Annotated in this window: 21 protein-coding genes; 5 read left to right on the forward strand and 16 right to left on the reverse strand. The window is 71.6% G+C overall.

The window, feature by feature from the left end; genetic code table 11:
• The first annotated feature begins 58 nt into the window (after positions 1-58).
• Positions 59-2,485, forward strand: a complete 2,427-nt coding sequence (locus tag OG429_RS05980) for a penicillin acylase family protein (RefSeq protein ID WP_328924234.1) — start codon at positions 59-61, stop codon at positions 2,483-2,485.
• A 36-nt stretch (positions 2,486-2,521) separates the two neighbouring features.
• Here the strand turns inward: OG429_RS05980 and OG429_RS05985 are convergent, their stop codons facing one another.
• The 4 genes from OG429_RS05985 to OG429_RS06000 all read right to left on the reverse strand — a co-directional run bounded on the left by OG429_RS05985 (position 2,522) and on the right by OG429_RS06000 (position 6,827).
• Positions 2,522-3,622, reverse strand: a complete 1,101-nt coding sequence (locus OG429_RS05985; protein ID WP_328924235.1) for a calcium:proton antiporter — start codon at positions 3,620-3,622, stop codon at positions 2,522-2,524.
• A 145-nt stretch (positions 3,623-3,767) separates the two neighbouring features.
• On the reverse strand, positions 3,768-3,968 hold the full coding sequence (locus tag OG429_RS05990) for a hypothetical protein (RefSeq protein ID WP_328924236.1): 201 nt from the start codon (positions 3,966-3,968) through the stop codon (positions 3,768-3,770).
• A 183-nt stretch (positions 3,969-4,151) separates the two neighbouring features.
• Positions 4,152-5,702, reverse strand: coding sequence for an acyl-CoA synthetase (locus tag OG429_RS05995; RefSeq protein WP_328924237.1), 1,551 nt, complete (start codon positions 5,700-5,702; stop codon positions 4,152-4,154).
• A gap of 18 nt (positions 5,703-5,720) precedes the next feature.
• A complete protein-coding gene (locus OG429_RS06000; protein WP_328924238.1) occupies positions 5,721-6,827 on the reverse strand; it encodes an NAD(P)H-dependent flavin oxidoreductase in 1,107 nt (368 codons plus the stop codon).
• Between the two features lie 150 nt (positions 6,828-6,977).
• Between OG429_RS06000 and OG429_RS06005 the strand changes: the two genes are divergently transcribed.
• Positions 6,978-8,819: a serine hydrolase gene (locus tag OG429_RS06005; RefSeq protein ID WP_328924239.1), complete on the forward strand. Its 1,842-nt coding sequence runs from the start codon at positions 6,978-6,980 to the stop codon at positions 8,817-8,819.
• Between the two features lie 143 nt (positions 8,820-8,962).
• Complete coding sequence (locus OG429_RS06010) at positions 8,963-9,553, forward strand: hypothetical protein (protein ID WP_328924240.1); 591 nt, start codon at positions 8,963-8,965, stop codon at positions 9,551-9,553.
• Positions 9,554-9,639: 86 nt separating this feature from the next.
• On the opposite strand, the gene OG429_RS06015 is transcribed toward OG429_RS06010, so the two are convergent.
• The 3 genes from OG429_RS06015 to OG429_RS06025 all read right to left on the reverse strand — a co-directional run bounded on the left by OG429_RS06015 (position 9,640) and on the right by OG429_RS06025 (position 11,771).
• Positions 9,640-9,942: a DUF1876 domain-containing protein gene (locus OG429_RS06015; RefSeq protein WP_328924241.1), complete on the reverse strand. Its 303-nt coding sequence runs from the start codon at positions 9,940-9,942 to the stop codon at positions 9,640-9,642.
• Between the two features lie 90 nt (positions 9,943-10,032).
• Positions 10,033-11,118 carry a mechanosensitive ion channel family protein gene (locus OG429_RS06020; protein WP_328924242.1) on the reverse strand — a complete coding sequence of 362 codons (1,086 nt, stop codon included), beginning with the start codon at positions 11,116-11,118 and terminating at the stop codon, positions 10,033-10,035.
• 260 nt (positions 11,119-11,378) lie between these two features.
• A complete protein-coding gene (locus tag OG429_RS06025) occupies positions 11,379-11,771 on the reverse strand; it encodes a VOC family protein (protein WP_328924243.1) in 393 nt (130 codons plus the stop codon).
• A gap of 338 nt (positions 11,772-12,109) precedes the next feature.
• Here OG429_RS06025 and OG429_RS06030 point away from each other — a divergent pair, with 338 nt between their 5' ends.
• A complete protein-coding gene (locus tag OG429_RS06030; protein WP_328924244.1) occupies positions 12,110-12,559 on the forward strand; it encodes a nitroreductase family deazaflavin-dependent oxidoreductase in 450 nt (149 codons plus the stop codon).
• A gap of 7 nt (positions 12,560-12,566) precedes the next feature.
• On the opposite strand, the gene OG429_RS06035 is transcribed toward OG429_RS06030, so the two are convergent.
• From OG429_RS06035 to OG429_RS06060, 6 genes are all read right to left on the reverse strand, one after another.
• Complete coding sequence (locus OG429_RS06035) at positions 12,567-14,150, reverse strand: phytoene desaturase family protein (RefSeq protein WP_328924245.1); 1,584 nt, start codon at positions 14,148-14,150, stop codon at positions 12,567-12,569.
• A complete protein-coding gene (locus tag OG429_RS06040; RefSeq protein ID WP_328924246.1) occupies positions 14,147-16,222 on the reverse strand; it encodes a serine/threonine-protein kinase in 2,076 nt (691 codons plus the stop codon). Before OG429_RS06040 ends, OG429_RS06035 begins: the two co-directional genes overlap by 4 nt.
• A complete protein-coding gene (locus tag OG429_RS06045; protein WP_328924247.1) occupies positions 16,204-17,142 on the reverse strand; it encodes an oxygenase MpaB family protein in 939 nt (312 codons plus the stop codon). The genes OG429_RS06040 and OG429_RS06045 overlap by 19 nt, the downstream gene beginning before the upstream one ends.
• Before the next feature lie 186 nt (positions 17,143-17,328).
• Positions 17,329-19,413, reverse strand: a complete 2,085-nt coding sequence (locus OG429_RS06050; protein WP_328924248.1) for an ATP-binding protein — start codon at positions 19,411-19,413, stop codon at positions 17,329-17,331.
• Positions 19,410-21,827 (reverse strand): FxsB family cyclophane-forming radical SAM/SPASM peptide maturase, encoded by a 2,418-nt coding sequence (locus tag OG429_RS06055; protein WP_328924249.1) that lies wholly within the window; start codon positions 21,825-21,827, stop codon positions 19,410-19,412. Before OG429_RS06055 ends, OG429_RS06050 begins: the two co-directional genes overlap by 4 nt.
• Positions 21,797-22,015, reverse strand: coding sequence for a hypothetical protein (locus tag OG429_RS06060; protein WP_328924250.1), 219 nt, complete (start codon positions 22,013-22,015; stop codon positions 21,797-21,799). The genes OG429_RS06055 and OG429_RS06060 overlap by 31 nt, the downstream gene beginning before the upstream one ends.
• A gap of 137 nt (positions 22,016-22,152) precedes the next feature.
• On the opposite strand from OG429_RS06060, the gene OG429_RS06065 reads away from it, so the two are divergent.
• Positions 22,153-22,701 (forward strand): GNAT family N-acetyltransferase, encoded by a 549-nt coding sequence (locus OG429_RS06065; RefSeq protein WP_328924251.1) that lies wholly within the window; start codon positions 22,153-22,155, stop codon positions 22,699-22,701.
• 35 nt (positions 22,702-22,736) lie between these two features.
• Here the strand turns inward: OG429_RS06065 and OG429_RS06070 are convergent, their stop codons facing one another.
• The 3 genes from OG429_RS06070 to OG429_RS06080 all read right to left on the reverse strand — a co-directional run bounded on the left by OG429_RS06070 (position 22,737) and on the right by OG429_RS06080 (position 25,587).
• On the reverse strand, positions 22,737-23,069 hold the full coding sequence (locus tag OG429_RS06070) for a hypothetical protein (protein WP_328924252.1): 333 nt from the start codon (positions 23,067-23,069) through the stop codon (positions 22,737-22,739).
• 160 nt (positions 23,070-23,229) lie between these two features.
• A complete protein-coding gene (locus OG429_RS06075; RefSeq protein ID WP_328924253.1) occupies positions 23,230-24,420 on the reverse strand; it encodes an acyl-CoA dehydrogenase family protein in 1,191 nt (396 codons plus the stop codon).
• Between the two features lie 84 nt (positions 24,421-24,504).
• A complete protein-coding gene (locus tag OG429_RS06080; protein WP_328930173.1) occupies positions 24,505-25,587 on the reverse strand; it encodes an IS630 family transposase in 1,083 nt (360 codons plus the stop codon).
• Positions 25,588-25,633 lie beyond the last annotated feature (46 nt).

Consider the following 25,633-nt stretch of genomic DNA (forward strand, 5'->3'; position numbering starts at 1 on the left):
GACGCACCGCCTGTCTCACGGGCAACCTCGCCCATCCGCAGGCCACTTGGGAGGTACGTTGCTCCGCACCCGCCCGATACTCCGCCGCCTCGCCCTCACCGGCGCCGCACTGCTCGCCACGACGGCCGCGATACCGCAGGCCTCGGCGGCGACCGCCGACCGGATACCGTCCGGCGGCGGCCTGTCCGCCGTCATCCGGTACACCGAGAACGGCATCCCGCACATCGTCGGCCGCGACTACGCGCACCTGGGCTTCGGCACCGGCTGGGCCCAGGCCGCGGACCAGGTCTGCGTCCTCGCCGACGGGTTCGTGACCCTCGCCGGTGAGCGCTCGCGCTGGTTCGGCGCCGACGCCGCGCCCGACGGATCGCTCTCCTCCGCCGCCCGCAACCTCTCCAGCGACCTGTACTTCAAGGGCGTACGGGAGTCCGGCACGGTCGAGAAGCTGCTGGAAACGCCCGCTCCGGCCGGTCCCGGCAAGGACCTCAAGGAGCTGATGCGCGGCTGGGCCGCCGGCTACAACGCCTGGCTCGCCCAGAACAAGATCACCGACCCCGCCTGCAAGGGCGCGGGCTGGGTCCGCCCGGTCACCGCGACCGATGTGGCCGCCCGCGGCTTCGCGGTCTCGGTCCTCGGCGGCCAGGGCCGCGGCATCGACGGCATCACGGCCGCCCAGCCGCCGGCCGCGGCCGGCGCCCGTGCCGCGGCGCCGCAGGACCCCGACCCGGCGGCCGCGGCCGAGGCGGCCAGGGAGTTCTTCGACACCACCCGCTACGACATGGGCTCCAACGCGGTGGCCTTCGCCGGATCCACCACGGCCGACGGGGGCGGCCTGCTGCTCGGGAACCCGCACTACCCCTGGCAGGGCGGGCGCCGCTTCTGGCAGTCGCAGCAGACCATCCCGGGCGAGCTGAACGTCTCGGGCGGCTCGCTGCTCGGCAACCCCGTGGTCAACATCGGCTTCAACGAGAAGGTGGCCTGGAGCCACACGGTGGCCACGGGCACCCCCGTCAACCTCCACCAGCTCACCCTCGACCCGGCCGAACCGACCGCCTACCTGGTCGACGGCAAGCCGGAGCGGATGACCCGGCGGACCGTCACCGTCCCGGTGGCGGGCGGCGATCCGGTGACCCGCACCCAGTGGTGGACCCGCTACGGGCCGGTGGTCTCCAACCTCGGCCCGGGCCTGCCGCTGACCTGGACGGCCGGTACGGCGTACGCGCTGAACGATCCCAACGCGGCGAACCTGCGCGGCTCCGACACCGCGCTCGCCATGGGCAAGGCCCGCTCGGTGGCCGGGATCCAGGCCGCCCTGAGGCGCACCCAGGGCCTGCCGTGGGTCAACACCGTGGCCGCCGACTCGGCGGGCGGCACCCTCTTCACCCAGTCCCAGGTGCTCCCCCGGATCACCGACGAGCTCGCGGCGCGCTGCTCCACGCCGCTGGGCCGTGCCACCTACCCCGCCTCGGGGCTCGCGGTACTGGACGGCGCGCGCGGCGACTGCGCGCCCGGCTCGGATCCGGACGCGGTGCAGCCGGGGGTCTTCGGACCGGGGAAGGCGCCGACGCTGCGCGACGCCCCGTACGCCGAGAACTCCAACGACAGTGCCTGGCTGGCCAACGCGGAGCGGCCACTGACCGGTTACGAGCGGGTCTGGGGCAATGTGGCGGCCCCGCGCTCGCTGCGCACCCGCGGCGCGATCGAGGACGTGGCGGCGATGGCGGAGAAGGGCGGCCTGACCGTGGCCGACCTGCAGAAGCAGCAGTTCGCCAACCGGGCGCCGGCCGGTGACCTGGCGGCGGCGGACGCGGCGCAGGCCTGCGCCGCCCTGCCGGGTGGTACGGCGACGGCGGGCGACGGCACCGCGGTGGACGTCTCGGCGGCCTGCGGGGTGCTGGCGGGCTGGGACCGTACGGCCGACAGCGCCAGCCGTGGCGCGCTGCTCTTCGACCGGTTCTGGCGCAAGCTGACGGCGACCACCCCGGCCAAGGACCTGTGGCTGGTGCCGTTCTCCGCGGCCGATCCGGTCCGCACGCCCCGTACGCTCAACCGGGCGGCCCCCGGCGTCGGCCGGGCGCTCGCGGACGCGGTCCTGGAACTGAGGGACGCCGGGATCGCGCTGGACGCCCCGCTGGGCGAGCACCAGTTCGTGGTCCGCGCCGGGCAGAAGATGCCGGTGGGCGGCGGTACGGAGGCGCTCGGCATCTGGAACAAGATCGAGGCGCCGTGGAACGCGGCCCTCGGTGGCTACCCGGAGGTCGTGCACGGGTCCAGCCACATCCAGGCGGTCGGCTGGAACGGCGGCCGCTGCCCGGTGGCGCGCACCTTGCTGACGTACAGCCAGTCGTCGAACCCGGAGTCGCCGTACTACGCCGACCAGACGCGTCTGTTCGCGCAGGAGCGCTGGGTGACGTCCCGGTTCTGCGAGCGGGACATCCTCACCTCGCCGCAGCTCAAGGTGGTGTGGCCGCGCGAGCGCCGCTGACCCGTGTCCTTCCTCCCGGCCGTGCCGCTCACGGGCTCACGGGCTCACGGCCAGGAGGAGGTAGGCGGCCAGCACCACGAGGTGCACCCCGCCCTGGAGCAGCGTGGCGCGGCCCGGGGCGATGGTGAGGGCGCCGACCACGACGGTCAGGGCGAGCAGCACCATGTGGACCGGGCCGAGACCCAGCAGCAGCGGGCCGGAGAGCCAGAGCGAGGCCAGGACGATGGCCGGGATGGTGAGGCCGATGCTGGCGATGGCGGATCCGTAGGCCAGGTTGAGGCTGGTCTGCACACGGTCCCGGCGGGCGGCCCGGACGGCGGCGAGGGTCTCGGGCGCCAGCACCAGCAGGGCGATGATCACACCGACCACGGCGTTGGGGAGTCCGGCGCTCGCGACGCCCGCCTCGATGGCCGGGGAGATCGCCTTGCCGTCGCCGACGACCGCGACGAGGGCGACGAGCAGCAGGCCGAGGCTGACGAGGGCGGCGCGGGACGTGGGCGGCGCGGCGTGGTCGTCCTCGTCGGCGCTCCGCCCGGTGTCCACGGGCAGGAAGTAGTCCCGGTGGCGGACGGTCTGGACGGTGACGAAGAGCCCGTACAGGGCCAGCGAGGCGACGGCGGCGAAGGCCAGTTGGGCGGTGGAGAACTCGGGGCCGGGCTTGCTGGTGGTGAAGGTCGGCAGGACCAGGCTGAGGGTGGCGAGGGTGGCGACGGTGGCGAGGGCCGCTCCGGAGCCCTCGGCGTTGAAGACGGCGACGCGGTTGCGCAGGGCCCCGACCAGCAGGGACAGGCCGACGATGCCGTTGCAGGTGATCATGACGGCGGCGAAGACGGTGTCCCGGGCGAGCGAGGCGGCCTTGTCGCCGCCGTCGGCCATCAGCGTGACGATGAGCGCCACTTCGATGACGGTGACGGCCACGGCGAGGACGAGGGAGCCGAAGGGCTCGCCGACCCGGTGGGCGACGACCTCCGCGTGGTGGACGGCCGCCAGCACGGCGCCGCCCAGGCACAGGGCGACCAGTGCCACGGCCGGGGCGGGCAGGTCGCGCCCCCAGCTGAGGACGAGGGCGACGAGCGCCACCACGGGGACCACGACGGTCCAGTCGGTGAGGGGGAATCTGCGTGCGGCGGTACTCATGCCCCCCACGCTGCCATGAGTGGCACCTTCGGGGCGAACAGGACCAGCTGGGCGATTTCGATTCTGCGGGTGTGCGCCGAGAGCGGGCGCGTCGGCCGCGGAGTCCCCGTACGAGGGCCTCGCAGCCGGCGCAACTTCGACCGGACTACCAGAAGATGACGACGTAGCCGTCGCCACCGTCGTTGCCCGGCGAGCCCGGGGGTCCCTGGGCCTCCCCGCCCAGACCGCCCTCGGCCTGGGCCAGAGGGGACATGACGAGCAGCTGGCCGGTGACGGCCGCCGCCGTGAGGGCCGCGACGGCCAGGGCCCGGCGCCGGGAGCGGCGGGTGGTGGTACGCGCGTTCATGACGTCCTTACCTCCCCCGCCCGCGCACGGCCGGGGGAGTGCGGTGGGGTGGCAGAAGGAAGGGGACCTCGACGGTCCGCCGCCACCCATCTCACCGATGCCCTTGCGCACCGCACCGCACCACGCACACGGCCGCCTGTTACCCCGGCCGGCCCGCACGTTGTGCTGGTCAGGCTAGCGCGGTCATACCGCCCGCTCGCGGCCCTCCCAGTACGGGTCGCGCAGGCGGCGCTTGTACAGCTTGCCGTTCGGGTCGCGCGGCATCGTCCGGATGAAGTCGACCGTCTTGGGACGCTTGTACCGGGCGAGCTGCCCCTCGCAGTGGTGCAGGATCTCCGCGGCCAGCGCGTCGCCCGCCTCGAAGCCCTCCGCCGGTTCGATGACCGCCTTGACCTCCTCGCCCCAGTCGGCGTGCGGGATGCCGAAGGCGGCGGCGTCGGCGACCGCCGGGTGGGTGAGCAGGGCCGACTCGATCTCGGCGGGGTAGATGTTGACCCCGCCCGAGATGATCATGTCGATCTTCCGGTCACGGAGGTAGAGGTAGCCCTCCTCGTCCAGCAGGCCCAGGTCGCCGACGGTGAAGAAGTCGCCGATGCGGTTCTTCTTCGTCTTGCCCTCGTCCTTGTGGTAGCTGAAGCCACCGGTGTTCATCTTCAGGTAGACGGTGCCCAGTTCTCCGGCGGGCAGCCGGTTGCCGTCGTCGTCGAAGACGGCGAGTTCGCTGATCGGCCAGGCCTTGCCGACGGTTCCCGGCTTCTTCAGCCAGTCCTCGGCGGTGGCGAAGGCTCCGCCGCCCTCGCTCGCGGCGTAGTACTCCTCCACGCACCGGCCCCACCAGTCGATCATCGCCCGCTTGACGTGGTCCGGGCAGGGCGCGGCGCCGTGGATGGCGTGGCGCATCGAGGAGACGTCGTACGCGTCCTTGGTCTCCTGCGGGAGCGCGAGCAGCCGGTGGAACTGCGTCGGGACCATGTGGGTGTGTGTGCAGGCGTGTTGGTCGATCAGCCGCAGCATCTCCTGCGGGGTCCACTTGTCCATCACGACCAGCGGGTGGCCGATGTGCAGGGCGGCGCCCGCGAACTGGAGGACGGCCGTGTGGTAGAGCGGCGAGCAGACCAGGTGGACGTTGCCGTCGAAGGGCCGGATCCCGAAGATGCCGAGGAACCCGCCGAGGTACGTCTCCTCCGGGAGCTTGCCGGGCAGCGGCCGGCGGATCCCGCGCGGGCGGCCGGTGGTGCCGGAGGTGTAGTTCATGACCCAGCCGAGGGTGCGCTGCTCGGGGGGCGTCCCCGGCTGTCCTTCGAGGAGGTCCCCGTACGGCCGGAAGCCCGGGACCGCTCCGACGGCGTACCGGTGGCTCACGGGCAGGGCCGCCTCGTCCGCCGCGGCGGTGGCGGCGTCGGCGAAGCGCTCGTGGGCGATGAGGACCTTGGCGCCCGAGTCGGAGACGATCCAGGCGATCTCGGGGCCGACGAGGTGGTGGTTGACGGGAACGAGGTAGAAGCCCGCCTGGGAGGCCGCGAGGTAGGCGGTGATGAACTCGACGCCGTTGGGGAGGACGACGGCGAAGACGTCCCCCTTCTCCAGACCGGCGGCGCGCAGGCCGTGGACGAGGCGGTTGACGTCGGCGTGCAGCCGTCCGGCGGACCACTCCTCGCCGTCGGGGGTGACGAGGACCGTGCGCTGCGGGTCCGCGGCGGCCTGCGCCCAGAAGCCGTTGGGTCGTTCGGTCATGGCGGTCACGTTCCTCTCTCAGGCCCGTCCGGCGATGCGGTTGATGCGGTCGATGGCGCGCTCGAAGCCGCGGGTGAGGTCGTCGAAGACGGCCTGGACACTGCGTTCGGTGTTCATCCGGCCGACGATCTGGCCGACCGGGGTGCCGAGCAGTGGCTGGACCTCGTACTTCTGGATCCGGGAGACGGCCTCGGCGACGAGCAGGCCCTGCAGGGGCATGGGGAGCGCGCCGGGGCCTGCCGGGTCGTCCCAGGCGTCGGTCCACTCGGTGCGCAGCTGGCGTGCGGGCTTGCCGGTGAGGGCGCGGGAGCGGACGGTGTCGCCGGAGCCTGCGGCGAGCAGCTTCTCGGTGAGGGCGCGGGAGTGGAGGTCGGCCTCGGTGGTGGTGAGCCAGAGGGAGCCGAGCCAGGCGCCCTGGGCGCCGAGGGCGAGTCCGGCGGCGATCTGCTCGCCGCTGCCGATGCCGCCGGCGGCGAGGACGGGGAGCGGGGCGACGGCCTCGGCGATCTCGGGGACGAGGACCATGGTGGCGATGTCGCCGGTGTGGCCGCCGGCCTCGTAGCCCTGGGCGACGACGATGTCGATGCCTGCTTCGGCGTGGCGGCGGGCGTGTTTGGCGCTGCCGGCGAGGGCGGCGACGAGGACGCCGTGGTCGTGGGCGCGCGAGATGACGTCGGCGGGTGGGGAACCGAGGGCGTTCGCCAGGAGTTTGATGGGGTAGTCGAAGGCGACGTCGAGCTGGTTCCGGGCGACCTGCTCCATCCATCCGGTGATCCGCCAGCCGGAGGCCTCGCCCTCGGCGAGTTCGGGTACGTGGTGCTTGGCGAGGGTGTCGCGGACGAAGGCGCGGTGACCGGCCGGGATCATCGCCTCGATGTCGGCTTCGCTGATGCCGTCGACGGCCTTCTTGGCGGGCATGACGACGTCGAGACCGTAGGGCTTGCCGTCGGTGTGCGCCTGCATCCAGTCGAGGTCGCGCGCCAGGTCGTCGGGCGCGGTGTAGCGGACCGCGCCGAGTACGCCCAATCCGCCCGCCCGGGTGATGGCGGCGGCGACCGCCGGGAAGGGCGTGAAGCCGAAGATGGCGTGTTCGACTCCCAGTTTCTTGCTCAGCTCCGTCTCCATGGGCGGCAGGATGCCGCAGCCATGCATCCGAGGGAAGAGGTTTTCTGATGCAGTGTCAGATTCTTTACGGGCCGGTCGGTGCGGACGGTGCCCGACGGGCGGGCAGATACCCACTAGCGTGCGGCGCAGTCGGGAACAGGAGGGCCGGACATGGTGGGTACGGGGGCTGACGGGGCGACAGGTGAGGAAGGGGCGGCCGCGAGCGGGAACGGGCTGAGCCGACGGCGACTCGGGGCGCGGCTGCTCGCGCTGGGCGGAGTGCTCGTCCTGCACGCGGCACTCCCCGGCGGCTCCGCCGGGGCGGCGGGCGGCGCGGCCGAGCGGCGGGCGCTCCAGGGGCTGCGGCTGCGGTACGGATCGGCGCGCCAGGCCGGGCTGCTGGACAAGCACCTGGAGGGGGTGGCGGAGGAGGCGCGGCGGTTCCTCGGCCCCTCCCCCGAACACCCTTACTACGCGGGGGCGGTGGTCCTCGCCGGCCGGGGCCGGACCATCGCGCTGCACCGCGCCATGGGCGACGCCGTGCGGTACGCGGACTACGACGGGCGGACGGACCGCGCCCGGGAGTTCCCGGCGGCCGAGCGGATCGCGATGGCCGAGGACACCGTCTTCGACCTTGCCTCCCTGACGAAACTGTTCACCTCCATCCTTGCCGTGCAGCAGATGGAACGGGGCCGGCTGGAGCTGGAGGCGCCGGTGAACCGGTACCTGCCCGCCTTCACCGGGGGCGGCAAGGAGCTGATCACGGTCCGTCAGCTGCTCACGCACACCTCGGGGCTGCGCTCGTGGGCACCCTTCTACCAGGAGTCCACACGCGAGGGCCGGCTGAGGCTGCTGTGGTCGGTGCGCCCGCAGGAGACTCCGGGGACCGTCTACCGGTACTCCGACCTGAACCTGATCACCCTCCAGCTGCTCCTGGAAGAGATCACCGGCCGCACTCTGGATGTCCTGCTCCACGACGAGATCACCGCTCCGCTCGGGATGCACCGCACCCGGTACAACCCGCCGCGCGCCTGGCGCCGGGTCACCGCGGCCACCGAGGTGCAGCGCCCGCCCTGGTCCGGCCTGGACCGCGGACTGGTGTGGGGCGAGGTGCACGACGAGAACGCGTACGCCCTCGGCGGAGTCGCGGGCCACGCCGGGGTCTTCGGCACCGCCTGGGACCTGGCCGTCCTCGCCCGCGCCCTCCTCGACGGCGGGGTGTACGCGGGCCGGCGCATCCTGCGCCCCGCCTCCGTCGAGCTGCTCTTCACCGACTACAACACCGCCTTCCCGGGCGACGACCACGGTCTCGGCTTCGAGCTCTACCAGCACTGGTACATGGGCGCCATGGCCACCCCGCACTCCGCCGGCCACACCGGCTTCACCGGCACCTCCCTGGTCCTCGACCCCTCCACCGACTCCTTCCTGATCCTGCTCGGCAACTCCGTCCACCCCGTGCGCACCTGGCGGGCGGGCAGCGCGCCGCGGGTGGCCGTCGGCAACCGCTTCGCCCGCGCCGTCCCGGTCCGCACGAAGCACGGCGGCCCGGCCTGGTTCTCCGGGACCATTCCGGGTGCCTCGGGCACCTTGAACCTGCCGCCGCTCACCCCGGCGACGTCCGCCGCCCGGCTGCGCTGCGCCGTGTGGTGGGACACCGTGCCCGGTGAGGGCGCGTTCCACCTGGAGGCCTCGGCGGACGGGGAGCACTGGGAGCCGCTGCCGTTCACCACGGTGCGGTCCACCGGCGGCGCCGCCGAGTCGTGGCCCCGGGGTTCCGCGGGCGGCTGGTCCGGCCGCATCTGGCACCGCCTGGAGGCCCCCCTCACGGCCGCCTGGTCGGGGCGCGAGGTCCGGCTGCGCTTCCGCCACACCGCGACCGGCCGTTACGTCGGGCGCGGGGTGTACGTGGACGTCGTACGGGTGGCGGAACCGGCCCGCCTCCTGTTCGCGGAGGACCGCCCCTCCGACGCCGCCCGCATCGTGGCCATCGGCTGGACCCGCTCGGCCGACTAGGCCCCGTCCGGTACCGCGCGTACCGGTGACCGCCGGCCAGGCGCGGAGTGTCCGGTTGACCGCTGCGGACGGAAGCTGCTGGCCTGCTCGTACGCGCCAGGCACGCTGGCCCGTCCGCAGGAGAAAACCGGGGAGAAGGACGCATGAGCCAGGACGACCGGCCGACCCCGGATCCGCAGTCGGCGAGCATGGGCGCGCAGGTGCAGGCCTCCGCACGCGGCTGGCACACCGTTCAGCTGGCTGTCTTCGGGTTCATCGGCATCTGCGGTGTCCTCAAGAGCGGCGGCAGCTCGCCGGCGCCCGCCGGCATCGAGGAAGTGGCGGGGATCCTGGTCCTTGCGGCGCTGGCCGTGGCCATCTTGGCGACGTATCTGGTCGCACGCGTCGCCTGGCCCGTTCCAGGGTCGGCGGCAGACGTCGGAACGTCACCGGAAGGGAAGAACGGGGTGGACCGCGCCGCCCGGCGGCTGCGCTGGGGGCTCGTGCTGACGTTTCTCGCCGTCGTGCTGGTGGCGACGGCTTCCGCCTCTTCCTGGTGGCCCACTCGCTCGGCCGCCGAGGGCGCCAAGAGCGCCGAGGGACAGTTCGTGCAGGTCGAGACGTTGGCGGGCACGGTCTGCGGAACCCTGGGCTCCGGCGGCGGAGGGAGTGTCCACCTGAAGGCCGAGGGGCAGAGCGTCGACATTCCGCTCAGCCGGATCGCGAGCCTGAGCCCCGCATCCGCCTGCCCGTAGCGCGGAGAGTCACCACCGGAGCACAGGGGGCGCCCACGGGCCCCCGGAACCGCTGTTTCGGGGGCCCGTGGGCCGGGCTGGCCGGCCTACTTGGCGGGGCCCACGTCCTCTGGCCATCCGTAGCCCGTACGCGGCGACCTGGCCACGGCGCCCACCGACGCCAGGTCCCGGTCGGCGGCCCGCATCAGCTGGCCGGCCAGGTCGCGCATCGCCCGGCTCGCCGCCAGCTCGTCGCCGATCGCGGGGATCTCCACGTCCTCGGGATTGCACCGCGCCGTGCCGCGGCCGACCATCGTCGCCTTGCCGTTCTCGAGAACCGCCCGGGCTTTGGTCGTGCCGGCCTCCTCGATCAGGTAGACGCCCACTTTCCACTCTTCGGCGTGTGTCATCGCGTGCCTCCTCCCGCCCCCGGCCCTCGGCTCTGCTTCGGGCTGATTCCAGGATCCCTCCGAGCGGGCGGATCCGGCCATCCGGGTCCCTCAGCGCTCGGCCGGCACCGAGGCCGAGGCGTCGCGCTGGTGCGGGATCGGGGACGACCCCCACGGCTGGACCGAGACCGTATGCGTGGGGGCGGGGATGGCGATGCCCTCCGCCCGGAACCGCTCGTGCAGGCGCTTGATGAACTCGTGCTTGATCCGGTACTGGTCGCTGAACTCGCCCACGCCCAGGATCACGGTGAAGTTGATCCTGGAGTCGGCGAACGTGTGGAAGCGGACGGCGGCCTCGTGGTCGGCGACCCCTCCGGAGACGTCGGCCATCACGGTGTCGACGACGTCGAGGGTGACCCGCTCGACGTGCTCCAGGTCGCTGTCGTAGCCGACACCCGCCTGGACGAGGAGCGACAACTTCTGTTCCGGCTGGGTGAAGTTGGTCATGTTCGTGCGCGCGAGGCGTCCGTTGGGGATGATCACCAGGTTGTTCGACAGGTTGCGCACCACGGTGTTGCGCCAGTTGATGTCGACGACGTAACCCTCCTCTCCGCTGCTGAGCCGGATGTAGTCACCGGGCTGCACCGTCTTCGAGGCCAGGATGTGCACTCCCGCGAAGAGGTTGGCCAGGGTGTCCTGCAGCGCCAGGGCGACCGCGAGACCGCCCACTCCGAGGGCCGTGAGCAGCGGCGCGATGGACACGCCCATGGTTTCGAGTGCGACGAGTACGCCCATGGTCAGCACGACCACACGCGTGATGTTGACGAAGATGCTGGCCGATCCGGCCACGCCCGTACGGGCCTGCGCCAGGGACTGCACGAGCCCCGCGACGACCCTGGCCGCCGTGACCGTGGCGATGAGGATGAGCAGGGCGGTCAGCGACTGGTTCACGAGCCCCGTGACCCGCGTGGTGAGCGGCAGTACCGAAGCCGCCGCGGCCGCGCCGCCGATGACGGCCGCCCAGGGCGCCAGGGTTCGCAGCGCGTCGACGATGACGTCGTCCCCGGTCCAAGCCGTCCTGCTCGCGTGCTTGCCCAGCCATCGCAGGACGGCGCGCAGCAGCAACCCGGCCGCGACACCCGCCGCCATCGCGATGGCGGCCACCACCCAGTCGTGCAGGACGAGATCCCGGCTCACAGGTTCCCCTCCGGCGCGAAGGGCGGCGCCGACCGGCGTATGTGTTGTGTCGTCACTTTGTCACCTGTCAGATCGTGCTGTGCGGAGCCCCGTTCGGGCGTGTGTACGCACACGAATCGGGCTGCCATCCTCCCCCATGGACAGCGGGGTGCCACAGGTGGGCCGGTGTGACCTCGGGTGACACGGGTGCGATCCGGCCGCACCACCCGATCCGCCGCCCTGCGGGAACGGCCTCGGCGGCGCCGGCCGGCAGTGGCAGATCACGGAGCGGCGGCCTGGTGGCGGACCAGGCAGAAGGGATGGCCCGCCGGGTCCGCGTAGACGCGCCAGCCCCGGTCGGCGGGGCCCCGGTCGAGCACCGTCGCGCCGTGCGCGAGGACCTGCTCCTCTGCTCGGTCGAGGTCCGGGACACCGAAGTCCAGGTGGAACTGCTGCGGCCGGGCCGGGTCCGGCCAGCTCGGGGGCCGGTGGTCCGGCGCGCGCTGGAAGGCGAGGACCGGGCCGGCCGGGGTGTGGAGCGTCGCCCAGTCCGCGTCGACCGACCACCGCCGGTCCGGCTGGTCGACGGTTCCGCCCAGTACCGAGTGGTAGAACTCGGCCAGCCGCTGCGGGTCGGGGCAGTCCAGGACCACGCACTGCACTTCAGCGATCATGGCTGGATCCTAAGCGGCCTCGGGGAAGTGGGGTGCGTTTCCGCGTCGTCCGGTGCGGTGCATCGCAAGGCGGAGCAGGGCCCTTGTACTGGACGTACCCGGGTACTGCGACAACGCGGCGAGGTGCCGTGCCTGGGGGCACCTCCCAGCGGTAGCTGGGGGAGGCGCGGGGACGTGCCCTACTTCCCCGAGGCCGCTTAGGGAGTCGCGGGCGCGTCGTCGATCGTCTTCCACGACGCCTCGCGCTCGCCGCCCGCACGGCATAATCCCGTGCCCGTCGGCGTTGGAACTCGTTGTTGACGTTGTTGACCGTTCAACACGAAGGCAGGCAGAGTTCTATGACGACAGAGATCGACTGGGACCACCCGACCGACCCGCGGCCCGGAAGCTGGCAGCTCGACCACGTCAAGCAGTACGTGGCGTCGAACGGGACCGAGGGCCAGTTCTGGAACGGAACCCAGACCCTGCTGCTCACCACGGTGGGCAGGGTCTCCGGCAACCCGGTGCGGACGCCCCTCATCTACGGTGAGGCCGAAGGCCGCTACCTCGTCGTCGCCTCCAAGGGCGGCGACCCGGCACACCCGCTCTGGTTCCGGAACCTCACCGAGCACCCCGAGGTCCGCATCCAGGTCGGCCCGAAGACCCTCCAGGGCACGGCCCGCACCGCGACCGCCGAGGAGCGCGCCGCGTACTGGCCGCTGATGGTCGGGCACTGGCCCGCCTACGACGAGTACCAGGCCAAGACGGACCGCGAGATCCCGATCGTGGTCATCGAGCCCGTCGGCTAGCGGGAGGTCAGAGCCCCAGCACCGCCATCGCCGCGTTGTGGCCGGGGACCCCGCTGACGCCGCCGCCGCGCACCGCCCCCGCACCGCACAGCAGTACGTTGCGGTGGGCGGTCTCCACGCCCCACCTTCCGGAGTCGCCGTACGGCCAGGACAGGTCCCGGTGGAAGATGTGGCCGCCGGGCAGGCGCAGGTCGCGCTCCAGGTCCAGCGGGGTCTTCGCCTCGATGCACGGGCGGCCGTCCGCGTCGAAGGCGAGGCAGTCGGTGAGCGGTTCCGCCAGGTGCGCGTCGAGCTGCGCGAGGGTGGCGGTCAGCAGTACCTCGCGCGCCTGCCGGTTGTCGTGTCCGAAGAGCCGGGCCGGGGTGTGCAGGCCGAAGAGGGTGAGCGTCTGGTAGCCCTGCTCCACGAGTTCCGGGCCGAGGATCGTCGGGTCGGTCAGCGAGTGGCAGTAGATCTCCGAGGGCGGTACCGAGGGCAGCTCCCCGGCCGCGGCCTCCGCGTATGCCCTCGCGAGCTGTTCGTAGCCCTCGGCGATGTGGCAGGTGCCGCCGAAGGCCTCGCGCGGGTCGACGGCGGTGTCCCGCAGCCGGGGCAGCCGCCGGAGCAGCATGTTGATCTTGAGCTGAGCCCCTTCGGGGGCCGGCTCGGCCCGCTGGGCCGGTGCCTCGCCGAGGAGTTCCGCCAGCGCCTGCGGGGAGGCGTTGACCAGCACCGTCCGGCCGACGACCCGCCCCTCGCCGACCGCCGTCCGGAACACCACCTCGGCCGGCGCGACGCCGTCCGTGTCGATCCGCAGCACCTCATGCCCGGTGGCGATCTCCGCCCCGGCCGCCCGCGCGGCCCCGGCCAGGGCGTCCGTGAGCGCACCCATGCCGCCGACGGGCACGTCCCAGTCGCCGGTCCCGCCGCCGATGACGTGGTACAGGAAGCAGCGGTTCTGCGCGAGCGAGGGGTCGTGCGCGTCCGCGAAGGTGCCGATCAGCCCGTCGGTGAGGACCACGCCCCGGACCAGGTCGTCGGCGAAGTGCCGCTCCACCGCCTGTCCGAGGGGCTCCTCGAACAGCATCCGCCAGGCCGCTTCGTCGTCGATCCGGGAGCGCAGCGCCTCGCGGGTGGGCAGCGGCTCGGTCAGCGTCGGAAAGACCTTCCCCGCGACCCGGCCGGTGGTGCCGTAGAAGGCGCGCCAGCTCTCGTACTCCCGCTCCGAGCCGGTCAGCCGCGCGAAGGACTCCTTGGTGCGCGCCTCGCCGCCGCCGACGAGCAGGCCGCCGTGGCGCCCGTCGCGCAGGGCGGGCGTGTACGAGGAGACGCTGCGCTTGCGGACCTCGAAGCGCAGCCCCAGATCGCGCACGATCTTCGCGGGGAGCAGGGAGACGAGGTAGGAGTAACGCGAGAGGCGGGCGTCGACACCGGCGAAGGGCCGGCTGGAGATGGCCGCACCGCCGGTGTGCCCGAGCCGTTCCAGGACCAGCACGGACCGGCCCGCCCGGGCCAGGTACGCGGCGGCCACCAGACCGTTGTGTCCGCCGCCCACGATCACATCGTCGTAGACGTCGTGTCCGAATCCGCTGGAGCCCCGCATGGCTGTCATGGCTCTTGGTAACACACCTGGCCGAGCCGCTCCAGACAGTACGCCTCGTCGGCGTGGGCCAGGACGGTGTCGGGATGCTCGTCGCCCAGGGACCGCTCGCGGATGCCGGAGAGCTCCCGGTAAATGGGCAGCGCCTCGTCCCAGCGGCCCAGCCGGCCCAGTCCGACGGCGAGTTCGCGGCGGCTGACCAGCGTGTCCGCGTGTTCGGCGCCGAGCACCTCGGCCCGTGCGGCGCCCACCTGCCTCGCCTCGGCCACCGCCTCCTCCCAGCGGTCCAGACGGCCCAGGTTGACACCGACGACGTGCCGGGCCCGGAGCGTCTCCGGGTCGGCGGCCCCGTACGCGCGCGTCCGGTCCCGGGCCAGGGACCGGAACAGGTCGAGGGCCTGGGCGGTGCTCCCGGTACGGCCGAGCGCGATGCCCACCTCGTAGCGCGCGGCCAGGGTGTCGGGGTGGTCGCGGCCGAGCACCCGTTCCCGTACGGCGGCGACCTCGCGGAAGCCGGCCAGGGCCTCCTGCCAGCGGTTCAGGCGGCCGAGCGCGTACGCGACCTCGTAGCGGGTCAGGAGGGTGTCCGCGTGCTCGGCGCCCAGGACGGCCGCCCGGTCGGCAGCGACGTGGGCGGCGGCGGCGTGGGCCTCCGCGAACCGGCCGAGGGCTCCCAGGGCGCAGGCCAGGTTGTGGCGGCATCGCAGGGTGTCGGGGTGGCGCGGGCCCATGCTGCGCTCGCGGGCGACGAGCACGGCGCGGTAGACGCCGTACGCCTCCTCGTGGCGTCCGAGCCGGCCCAGTTCGTACGCGGTCTCCTGGCGGGCTGCGAGGGTGTCGGCGTGGTCCGGGCCGAGTACCCGCGCGCGTCCGTCGGCCACGGCTTCGTACACGGCGAGCGCCTCCTCGGGCCGGCCGGCCCGGCTGAGGGCGAAGGCACGCGTGTGCCCGGCGGCGAGGGCGTCGGGGCCGCTCTCGCGCGGGCCGGGCACGCGCGGGACCCCGTACGGGGCGGTGAGCCGCGGGTCCTCGGCGGGCGCGGGCCGGAGGATCGGCCGCAGGCCGCCGACCGGCTGCTCGCCGCTGGGGCGCGCGGTCCAGGAACCGGTGAGCACGGCCCACGCGCCGCTCGCGGGACGCGCCTCGATGCCCGCCTTGCGTCCGGCGGTCATCCCGCGGGCCCATGCCGGCAGGGGGGCCTGGGCGCCGGGCAGCCCGCCCGGGCCGACGCGTGCCTCGACGAGCCGCCGGTGCAGGTCGCGGGCGTCGACGGGCCGGTCCTCGGGGCACTTGGCGAGCAGGTCCAGGACGGCCTGCTCGAAGTACTCCGGCAGTTCGGGCCGGTGCTCGCGGAGCGGGACGGGCGCGTTGTCGCGGTGGCCGACGAGCACGGACCAGGAGTCGCCGAGGTCGAAGGGCGGGGCACCGGTGGCGATCTCGTACAGGACGCAGCCGAGGGAGTAGAGGTCGCTGCGGTGGTCCACCTCGCCGCCGGCGATCTGCTCGGGCGACATGTAGTGCGGGGTGCCCATGGCCATGCCGCCGCCGGTGAGCTTGGCGGTGAAGCCGATGTCGTGGGCGAGACGGGCGATGCCGAAGTCGCAGATCTTCACCGTGCCGTCGGTGAGCCGCATGATGTTGGCGGGCTTCAGATCGCGGTGGACGACGCCCTGGTCGTGGGTGTAGCTGAGGGCGGCGGCCATCTGCTCGGCGATGTCGACGACCACGTCCACGGGGAGCGGGCGCGTGCCGTTGTCCTCCAGGAGCTGGCTGAGATTGCGGCCTTCGAGGAGTTCCATGACGAGGTAGAGGGGGCCGCCCGCGGCGCTGTCGTCGCCGAAGTCGTGGACGACGGTGACGCCCCGGTGCTGGAGCGACGCGGCGACGCGCGCCTCGCGACGGAATCGTTCGCGCAGCACCTGGGTGAAGTGGTTGTCCTGCTCCGGTCCGAGCGGTTTGAGGCATTTCACGGCGACGTGTCGGCCCAGCGACTCATCCCGGGCGCGCCATACCTCGCCCATGCCGCCGCGACCGATCAGATCGAGGGACCGGTACCGGCCCTGGATCAGTCTGGACTCCGCCATGTCTTGAAGTCGCCCCCGTTGTCGTGCCACGCCCTCCCTGGCCCGTCCAGTATGGCCGCTGATGTACGCAGTGTGTACGGCGAGGGGCGACTCCCGGGGCCCATGCGACGCATCGCCTTCAAGATGTGACCTGGAGGCAGCTGCCAGCGCAGACCTGCGGGAATGCTGCGCAGTACGTGTCCGGTGAGGCGCAGGCGCCGGGTGACCGTACGTGGGGCCGGTGCGGGCCGCCCGTACAGCCGGTGCGCCCATGCGGGGAGGGAGCCGTAGGCGAGACCGGCGAGCGGGCGCCACAGCAGATTTCGGCCAGGCACGAGGAGCGGGTGGACGGGCGGGCCGCGCAGGAAGTCGTCCACCGCGCGGGCGTCGGGGCCGGCCGCGAGCTCGGGGCGGACCTCCTCGAAGTACGCAGCCAGCTGCGCGGTATCGGCGGGGACCGCGGCCGGTTCGAGTCCGACGAGGCGGGCGTTCACGCGGTTCTCGTCGACGTAGCGGTCGGCCTGGGCGGGGGTGAGGGGGACGCCGGAGCGGCGCAGGACGTGCAGGAAACTGTCGATCTGCGCGCAGTGGATCCACAGCAGCAGTGCGGGGTCGTCGACGGGGAAGCGGTCGCCGGTGTCCGGGTCGGTGGCGGACAGCGTCCGGTGGATCTTCCGTACGCGGGCGCCGGCCCGTTCGGCGGCTTCGGCCGTGCCGTAGGTGAGCGTCCCGACGAAGTCGGCGGTGCGCAGCAGCCGCCCCCACGCGTCCTTCCGGAAGTCGGAGTTCTCCATGACCCCGCGGACGGCGCGCGGGTGCAGGGCCTGGAGGTAGAGCGCGCGGACGCCGGCGATCCACATCATCGGATCGCCGTGGCACTGCCAGGTGACGGAGGCCGGCCCGTACAGTCCCGGGTCGGGGACGGCCGTGGTGTTTCCCATCCCCGTACCTCCCTGTCGCTGGGGGCACCTCCCAGCGGTAGCTGAGGGGAGCGCCCGCCGACTCCAGCGTACGAGGCGCCCCGGCGCGGCGGCCCAGGGGCGTGAGCGAGTCCGCCGCCGGGCCGGTCCACGCACGTGCCCGCCCCGATACCGCGTCCGACGCGACCGGGCGGGCCCATGCCGTGCTCAGTCCCCCTCACCGCCGATGTCCGCGAGACAGCGTCGTGCGTCCTCCACGAGCGGGTCCTTGAGGTCGTCGAAGATCACCACGGCTTGGGCCAGTGCCTGGCCCGCCTCGGCGGGGCGGCCGACAGCGGCGAGCTGCTTGCCCAGTTCGAAGAGCGAGCAGGCCAGTCCGAAGCGATCGCCGACGCGGTGACGTACGTCGACGGCCTGTCGATACCAGTCGATCGCCTCGCTCGTCCGGCCGACCGTGCGGCACACGTCGCCCAGCCCGTGCAACGCCTTGGCTTCCGTGGGCAGATCGGTCGACTCACGTGCGCCGACGAGCGCCCGCTCGAACTCGATGTACGCCTGGTCGGGCCTGCCCAGGTCGAGTTCCAGTGCGCCGATCTCGGTCAGGGTGATCGCCACGCTGCGCCTGTCACCGCTCTCCTGCTGGAGCCCCAGCGCCTGGCGCTGGCGCTCCAGCCCTTCGGCGTACCGCCCCAGCAGACGCAGTGTCCAGGCCAGGTTGTAGATGCTGATGGCTTCCCAGTGGCGGTCCTGGATCTCCCGACTGATCCGTAGCGCTTCCGTGAAGTGCCCGAGCGCGTCTTCGTGGCGCTCCAGGTCGGTCTCCGCTCCTCCGAGACAGATGAGGCTCCAGGCCTCGGCCCCCGGGTCACCCTCTCGGCGCGCTGCGTCGACCGCGACGGTGGACAGTTCGAACCGGTACGTGTCACGCCTCTGCAAACGCAAGAAGTAGACCAGCGCAACCGGCAGCTTCCACGCCACATCGTCGAAGCCGAGCTCGACGGCCTGATCGACGGCGTGGACGAGGCTCGGCAGTTCGGCATCGCACCAGGCGAGGGCGGCGTCTGGGCCCGGGAACGGCACCGGTTGCCGAGCCGTGTCGTGGTCCAGCGGCACGTGCTGCCGCTCGGGAGCCAGAACACGATCGCAGGCGTCCACCATCCGAAGGTAGTACGACAACTCCCGGCGCAGCGCGCCCAGCCTCTCCGACTGCGTCTCCTCCTCCTCCACCCGCTCCCGCGCGTAGTCGCGGAGCACGTCGTGGTACCGGTACCGCCCTCCTCCCATGTCCTCGAGCATGTTGACGGCATCCAGCTTCTCGATGATGCGCCGGGTCTCGTTCTCGGGGCGGCCGATCAGCGCGGCGGCCGCCGGAACGGAGAAGTCAGGACCGGCGTGGAGGGCGAGTAAGCGAAAAGCTCGGGCAACCGGTGAGGGCAGTCCCTGGTAGGACCAAGAGAGCACCATGCGGGCATCCATTCCGTCATCCAGTGTGGAGAGTGCTTCGAGTCGGTCATGGTCGCGGGCGAGCTCTTCGGCCGGCCCCTTCAGAGACGGGGCGGTGCTCGCTCTTTCCGCCGCGATCCTGATGAAGAGCGGCATGCGGCCGCAGCGGAGCACGAGTTCAGTGGCGGCCCGCGGGTCCCGGTGACCTGAGACCCGCTGCAACAGGTGAACCGCGTCGGGAGTGTCGAGCGGTCTGACGAGCAGGGGCGTGGCTCCGTCCACCGCGGTCAGACTGCTCAGGCGGTTTCTGCTGGTGACGAGCGTGAAGCAGCCCGGCGACGACGCGAGCAGCGGGCGTACCTGGTCCGCGCTCCGCGCGTTGTCCGCCACGACAAGCAGGCGTTTCCCGTGGGCCAGCGAGCGGAACAGCGCCGCCATGGCGTCCAGATCATTCAGCACCCCGTCGGCCGACGCGTTCAGGGCGTGCAGAAAGCCGTGGAGCACGTCCTCGGGCCGCAGGGGGGCGCGTCGGTCGTAACCACAGAGGTTGACGTACAGCTGGCCGTCGGGGAACGCCTCTTTGCGTGCATGCGCCCAGTGAACGGCGAGGGCGCTCTTGCCCACCCCTGCTGGCCCGGAGATCATGGCGATGCCGTTCTCGGTCGCGGCCAGCTCGTGCAGCCTGTTGAGTACCTCGGTGCGATCCGTGAAGTGGGTCGCGTCCCGGGGCAGTTGCCGCGGTACCGGCAACAGGTGCGGCCCGGTGTTCACTCCCCCGTAAAGGGTCTCGACCTGCACGACGTTCCTGGCCTGTCCGGCGTAGGTGTTGGCGCTGCCCTCTGCGGTCATGGGCCTTCTCTCCGGGTCCGGATCCTGTTGAGCATCGCTCCTGTAGCTGGTCCGCCGGCCGGAACCCGCCGTACCCCCGGGCGGCCATCGGCGGCCAGCCGGTCGACGGTGGCCCGCAGGCCGGCCGTGAAGCGGACGCCTGCCGGTTCCATCTGCACCTGGGCCGCCAAGACGTCCACGGCGATGTCTGCCCAGTCCAAGTACCGCCGGAACGCTGCCGCGGCTTCCTCGGGCGGCTCCGACGCGGCCGGACGCGGTATCTCGGCGGAACGCGCGCCCCACAGCTCCGCGAGGGCCACGTGGGCGTAGAGACCATGGAGGACCTGCTGGGCGGGCAGCGGCTCACGCGACCACGGTACGGACAACGGGGCCGGGTCCGCCGCCGGGAAGAACGCGTACGCGTCCAGCAGTGCGGCCAGTTTGGTGTGTTGGAACTCGCACAGCAGGGCAGCGGCCGCGTCCATGACGACCCTGCCCTCAGGCCGCCGTCGCAGGCCCAGGCCGACGCCACCGAACGCGCGCCTCGAAGCGCGGTCACGCACCCCGTTCTCAGGCACCGTGTCCCGGAGGGGAACGACCGCACGCAGTCCCGCCCTCAGCGTCGCGGCGTAGGCGGGGACCAGCCGCGAGAGTTCGCTCCCCGCGCCGTCCAGCGCGGTCCGCCAGGTACCCCAATCCGGTGCGGACAGGCGGCCGAGGGCAGGCCGGTCCTCGTCGGCCCGGTACGGGTCGAGGTCGTCGAGGGCGACGGGGAGCGAGGCCGCGGTCAGCCGTCTGATCACGATCGGCCCGCCACCTGCCGGGCGGCCACCGTCAAGCGATACGACCGCGGTGGGCCCGTCGTCCTGGACCCGTAACGCGCCCACGCCCGGCAGATGGACCAGCCCGGCTCTCGCCGGTAACGGCAGGCTCACGTCCGCGCCCGCCCACCAGGCGACGGCTGCCGCGACACCTGCGATGTGCGCCCTGTCCCGTTCGGACTGCCCCGTGCCGACGGCGCGCCCGCAGTGGTCCGCCCACGTCTGTACGAAGGGGTGGCGCAGGACTTCTCGGGTCTCGGCCGGATGACGGCTCTCCAACTCGACCAGCAGATCCCAGCCTTCGGATGCCGCGGCTCCGAGGGGGGATCGGCCGACCGGCCGGGCGGCTGTGCCGGCTATCAACGTCTTCGTCAGGGCGAGTTGCATGTCCTGAAGCGCATGGACGCCTTCTGCGGTCCCCGCCCCTGCCGCGAACGCGTCGAACGCGCCGTCCGGCAGGTGAGCGGTGACGCGCTGCCGACCACCGGGGCGGGAACCGGCCACGTGCCCCGCCTGCGCCGCCGGCACCTCGGTCGCCAGGACCATGAGGTCGGCGCAGTACACGGACGGGTTGTCGAAGCCACGCGCGGAGCTGTAGCGGTGGGCATAGAGACCACCACCGCAGGTCCGCACCACGGGGCAGTCCATGCAGGTCGCACACAGCTCCGCGTGGCGCTCGTTGCGCGCGGCGATGCCGGGGTGGGACATGAGGCTGTCCAGGCTGTGGGTGAAGACGGACATGCCGGTGGCGGGTGCGCCCGCGTAGGCGGTCTTCAGGGAATCGGCCTGTTCCCACGAACCGTCGGTGTCCACCACGGCGAGGGTGACCGGTCGCAGTCCCACCGCTTCACTGCCGCTGGGTTCACCTCGGGACGCGGCCGTCAGAGCCTCGAACAGCCGGATCGGAACGGGTGTGCCGTCGGCGAGCCAGCGGGAGTGAATCCGGCCCAGCCAGGCTGCGTAGGGGGACGGTGAATCGTCGCGCCGCGGTGGCGGATTCTCCCACGTCGCGTGGGGAAACAGGAAGTCCATACGGGGCGGCGACTCCGCCAACAATGCTTCATAAACCGCGACCGGGTCATTTGCCAGATCCACCGTGCACAGGATCCCGCCGTAGAGATGGCGGAATTCAGACCGCCTCAGCAGCTCAAGGCCTCTGAGGACCCCAGCATGACTGCTGCGACCGCTCGCATATCGACGGTGCCGATCGTTGGCCGTCCGGTCACCGTCGAGCGAGACTCCGACCTGGATGCCGAGCTCGTCGAACATCCTGCAGAATCGTTCATTGAGCATCACGCCGTTGGTCTGCACCTGAAGACCGAGCCTGAATTCACCACCGATGACGTCTCGCAACGTTGCGGCGATCTCCCGCAGGCGTTTCGTCCCGAGAAGGAGCGGCTCTCCGCCATGGAGGCTGATTCGCACCACAGGCACCTGATGAATACGACCGTGCTCCGCGATACGCATCGCCGCTTGCGCCACCACTTCCGGACTCATCGTCCGTGGTTTGTCGCGCCAGCTCTGATCGGCGTGCTCGTAGACGTAGCAGTGATCACAGGCCAGGTTGCAGCCGCCGTGTACCTTCAGGACGAATTGGTCGATGGCAGGAGGCACTCATTGCCGCCGATTTCAGAATTGAAGGCTGCCATCCGCGCAGGCAGGCCCGGCTGGAAGATCAGCGAACGGAATTCAGCAGCCGTGGCGGCCGAATCGGACGCCAGACTCGACAGGGTGAGTGTTCCTATGTCGGGGAGGGGGCGCCCAGCGGGGTCTATATCGCTCATGATCACCTTTTCTGTCATAGCGGAAGCCATGATCGATGAAGGGTGCACACAGGGCTGCTCACGCGAAGGACCGCGGCCACCACAATAGCATCGGACTACGCACGTTCCCAGATTTTGCGGATAATTCTGATCCCGATCGGCGTACACTCATGCCGGTGAATATCGAATCGGCGCAGGGGTCACAAGTAACTATCCGGACAGTCACGGCGGAAGACCAGGAAAGATATGTCGAACTGGTACGGATGAGTGCCGACCTCCATCACCCGTGGGTCGCCATGCCAGGCACGCCGAGTGGATTCTCGGCCTATCTGGCGAGAACCGGTGGGGAGACCACCGTCGGCTTGGTGGTCTGCCTCAATGACCGGGCCGACCTGGTCGGGACGATCACCATCAGCGGCATCGTTCGAGACCCCTACCACCGTGGCGTGCTCGGCTACGCCGCTTTCCTGCCCTACACGGGCCGGGGCTACATGTCCGAGGGCGTCGCGCTCGCGGTGCGTTACGCCTTCGACCAGTTGGGGCTCCACCGCGTGGAGGCCGACGTCCAGCCGGGCAATACCGCGTCGCTGAATCTCGTCCGGCGGCTCGGGTTCCGGAAGGAGGGCGTCTCACCCGGCTTCATCAAGATCGACGGAGTCTGGCGCGACCACGAACGCTGGGCCATCACGGCGGAGATGGAGCTTCCCCCGGTTTGGTCGCAGTGACTCCGCCGCACGCCGGGGAACGAAGGGAGCGCGCTTCATTGGATCGTGAACCCGCCATGGATGTCGCGGGTCATGACCACGTTCTTGGCCTGGCCTTGGAACGAGTTGGCGGCGCCCCCGTTCGTCACCTGGCTCCACAGGGCCTGGCACTCCTGCCGGAACGCGGGGTCGCGCGTGAACTCCTCGTCCAGGGCCGCCGAGAGCTGCTCCCGGGACTCCGCATCGGTCGGAATGTCGATCGGACGGCCGGCGAAGCGCTCCCTGATCCTCCGGACGAGGGCCGGAAGGGCGGCCCCGGCGGACTCACCCGCTCCGGTGGCGACACCGGCGGCGAGGGCTGCGGCGATGGCGAGGGACAAAGGATCCATTCGAGTCCTCCACGGTGAGGGTGGCCCGTCCATCATGAGGCCGAGGCCCGACGGAAGCCAGAGGGCCCCCTCCCGCGCGAACTCCCCCTGCATCGCCTTTGCTTCGCCCCCCGCATCGCCGGGGGCGGGAGAGGGAAGGGCTGCCGGACGGCCGGCGGGGTCAGCGGCGGACGCGGGGCATGCCGAGGCCGATCCACGAGATGATCTCGCGCTGGATCTCGTTGTTGCCGCCGCCGAAGGTGAAGATGACGGCGCTGCGGTAGCCGCGTTCGAGCTCGCCACGCAGGACCGCTCCGGCGGAGCCGTCCTTGAGGGAGCCGGCCGCGCCGACGACTTCCATGAGCCAGGCGTACGCGTCGCGGCGCGCCTCGGAGCCGTAGACCTTGACCGCTGAGGCGTCCTGGGGGGTGAGGGTGCCGGACTGGACGGCGTTCACCATCTGCCAGTTGAGCAGCTTCATCGCGTCGAGGCGGGCGTGGGTGCGGGCGAGGCGGCCGCGGACCCAGGACAGGTCGATCACCCGGCGGCCGTCGGCGAGTTTCGTCCCGGCGGCCCAGCGCTGGACGTCGTGCAGGGCGCGGATGGCCATGGTGCCGTGGGCGGCGAGGGTCACGCGCTCGTGGTTGAGCTGATTGGTGATCAGGCGCCAGCCCTTGTTCTCCTGGCCGACGCGGCGGGCGGCGGGGACGCGGATGTTCTCGTAGTAGCTGGCGGTGGTGTCGTGCGAGGCCAGGGTGTTGATGAGGGTGCAGGAGTAGCCGGGGTCGGAGGTCGGCACGAGGAGCATGGTGATGCCCTTGTGCGCCGGGGCGTCCGGGTCGGTGCGGACGGCGAGCCAGACCCAGTCGGCGGTGTCGCCGTTGGTGGTCCAGATCTTCTGCCCGTTGACGACGTAGGTGCCGGTCTCCTCGTCGCCCTCGCGGACTGCCTTGCACTTGAGCGCGGCGAGGTCGGTGCCCGCGTCGGGCTCGCTGTAGCCGATGGCGAAGTCGATCTCGCCGGCGAGGATCCTGGGGAGGAAGTACGCCTTCTGCTCGTCGGTGCCGAACTGCATGATGGTCGGCCCGACGGTGTTGAGCGCCATCAGCGGCAGGGGGACGACGGCCTGCGCGGCCTCGTCGAAGAAGATGAACTGGTCCATCGGGGACATCCCGCGGCCGCCGTACTCCTTCGGCCAGCCGACCCCGAGCCAGCCGTCGGAGCCGAGCCGGCGGATGGTCTCCCGGTAGAACCGCTTCTGCGCCGCCGGGTCCTCGTAGCGGGCGTAGACGTCCTCAGGGATCAGCCGGGCGAAGTAGGCACGCAGCTCGGCGCGCAACTGCTGCTGCTCGGGCGTGTATTCGAGGTGCACGGCCCCTCCGGGATTCTCACGGTCCGTCGTCGCTGGCGGAGGGCAGACTAGAACCTGTTACAAGAATCCGGAAGGGTCGGCGGGCTAGTCTTCTGAGTCGGGAATTCTGTTCAGATAGCTGGCGAGGCGTTCGAGGATCTCGTCTGCGGTCTTGGTCCAGACGTAGGGCTTGGGGTCGGTGTTCCAGGCGGCGATCCAGTCACGGATGTCCTTCTCGAGGGCCTGGACTGACTTGTGGACGCCTCGCCGTATCTGCTTGTTGGTGAGTTCGGCGAACCATCGCTCGACCAGGTTCAGCCAGGACGACCCGGTCGGGGTGAAGTGCAGGTGGAACCGGGGGTGGCCGAGCAGCCACTTCTTGATGTCCGGGGTCTTGTGGGTGGCGTAGTTGTCGCAGATCAGATGGACGTCCAGGCCTGCCGGCACTTCCTTGTCGAGCTTGACCAGGAACTTCTTGAACTCCTCGGCCCGATGGCGGCGGTGCAGGGAGCCGATCACCTTGCCGGTGGCCACGTTGAGTGCGGCGAACAGGGTGGTCGTGCCGGCCCGGACGTAGTCGTGCGTTGACCGCTCCGGGACCCCGGGCATCATCGGCAGCACCGGCTGGGACCGGTCCAGGGCCTGGATCTGCGACTTCTCGTCCACGCAGAACACCAGCGCCCGCTCGGGCGGGTCCAGATAGAGGCCGACGACATCGTGGACCTTGTCGACGAAGTACGGGTCGGTCGACAGCTTGAAGGTCTCCGAGCGGTGCGGCTGCAGGCCGAACGCCCGCCAGATCCGTGAGACCGAGGACTGGGACAGGCCCATTTCCTTCGCCATCGACCGCGTCGACCACTGCGTCGCGTTCTTCGGCTTGGACTCCAAGGTCCTGGTGACCACCGCGGCAACCTGCTCGTCCGTCACCGATCTGGGGCCGCCGGAACGCGGCATGTCTCCCAGGCCCGCGATCCGGTACTGCACGAAACGGGCCCGCCAACGGCCGACCGCCTGAGGCGTTGATCCGAGACGGACGGCCACGTCCTTGTTCGAGACACCCTCGGCGCAGGCCAGGATGATCCGGCACCGCAAAGCCCACGCCTGCGGCGTGGAACGACGCCGCACCCACCCCTCCAGTGCGACCCGTTCCTCGTCCGACAGCGTCAACTCGGCCTTCGGCCGCCCCATCCGCGCCATAGGCCAACCCTACACATCTGAACAGAACTCAAGACTC

Origin of the sequence: Streptomyces sp. NBC_00190 (assembly GCF_036203305.1) — a bacterium.
Classification (GTDB): Bacteria; Actinomycetota; Actinomycetes; order Streptomycetales; family Streptomycetaceae; genus Streptomyces.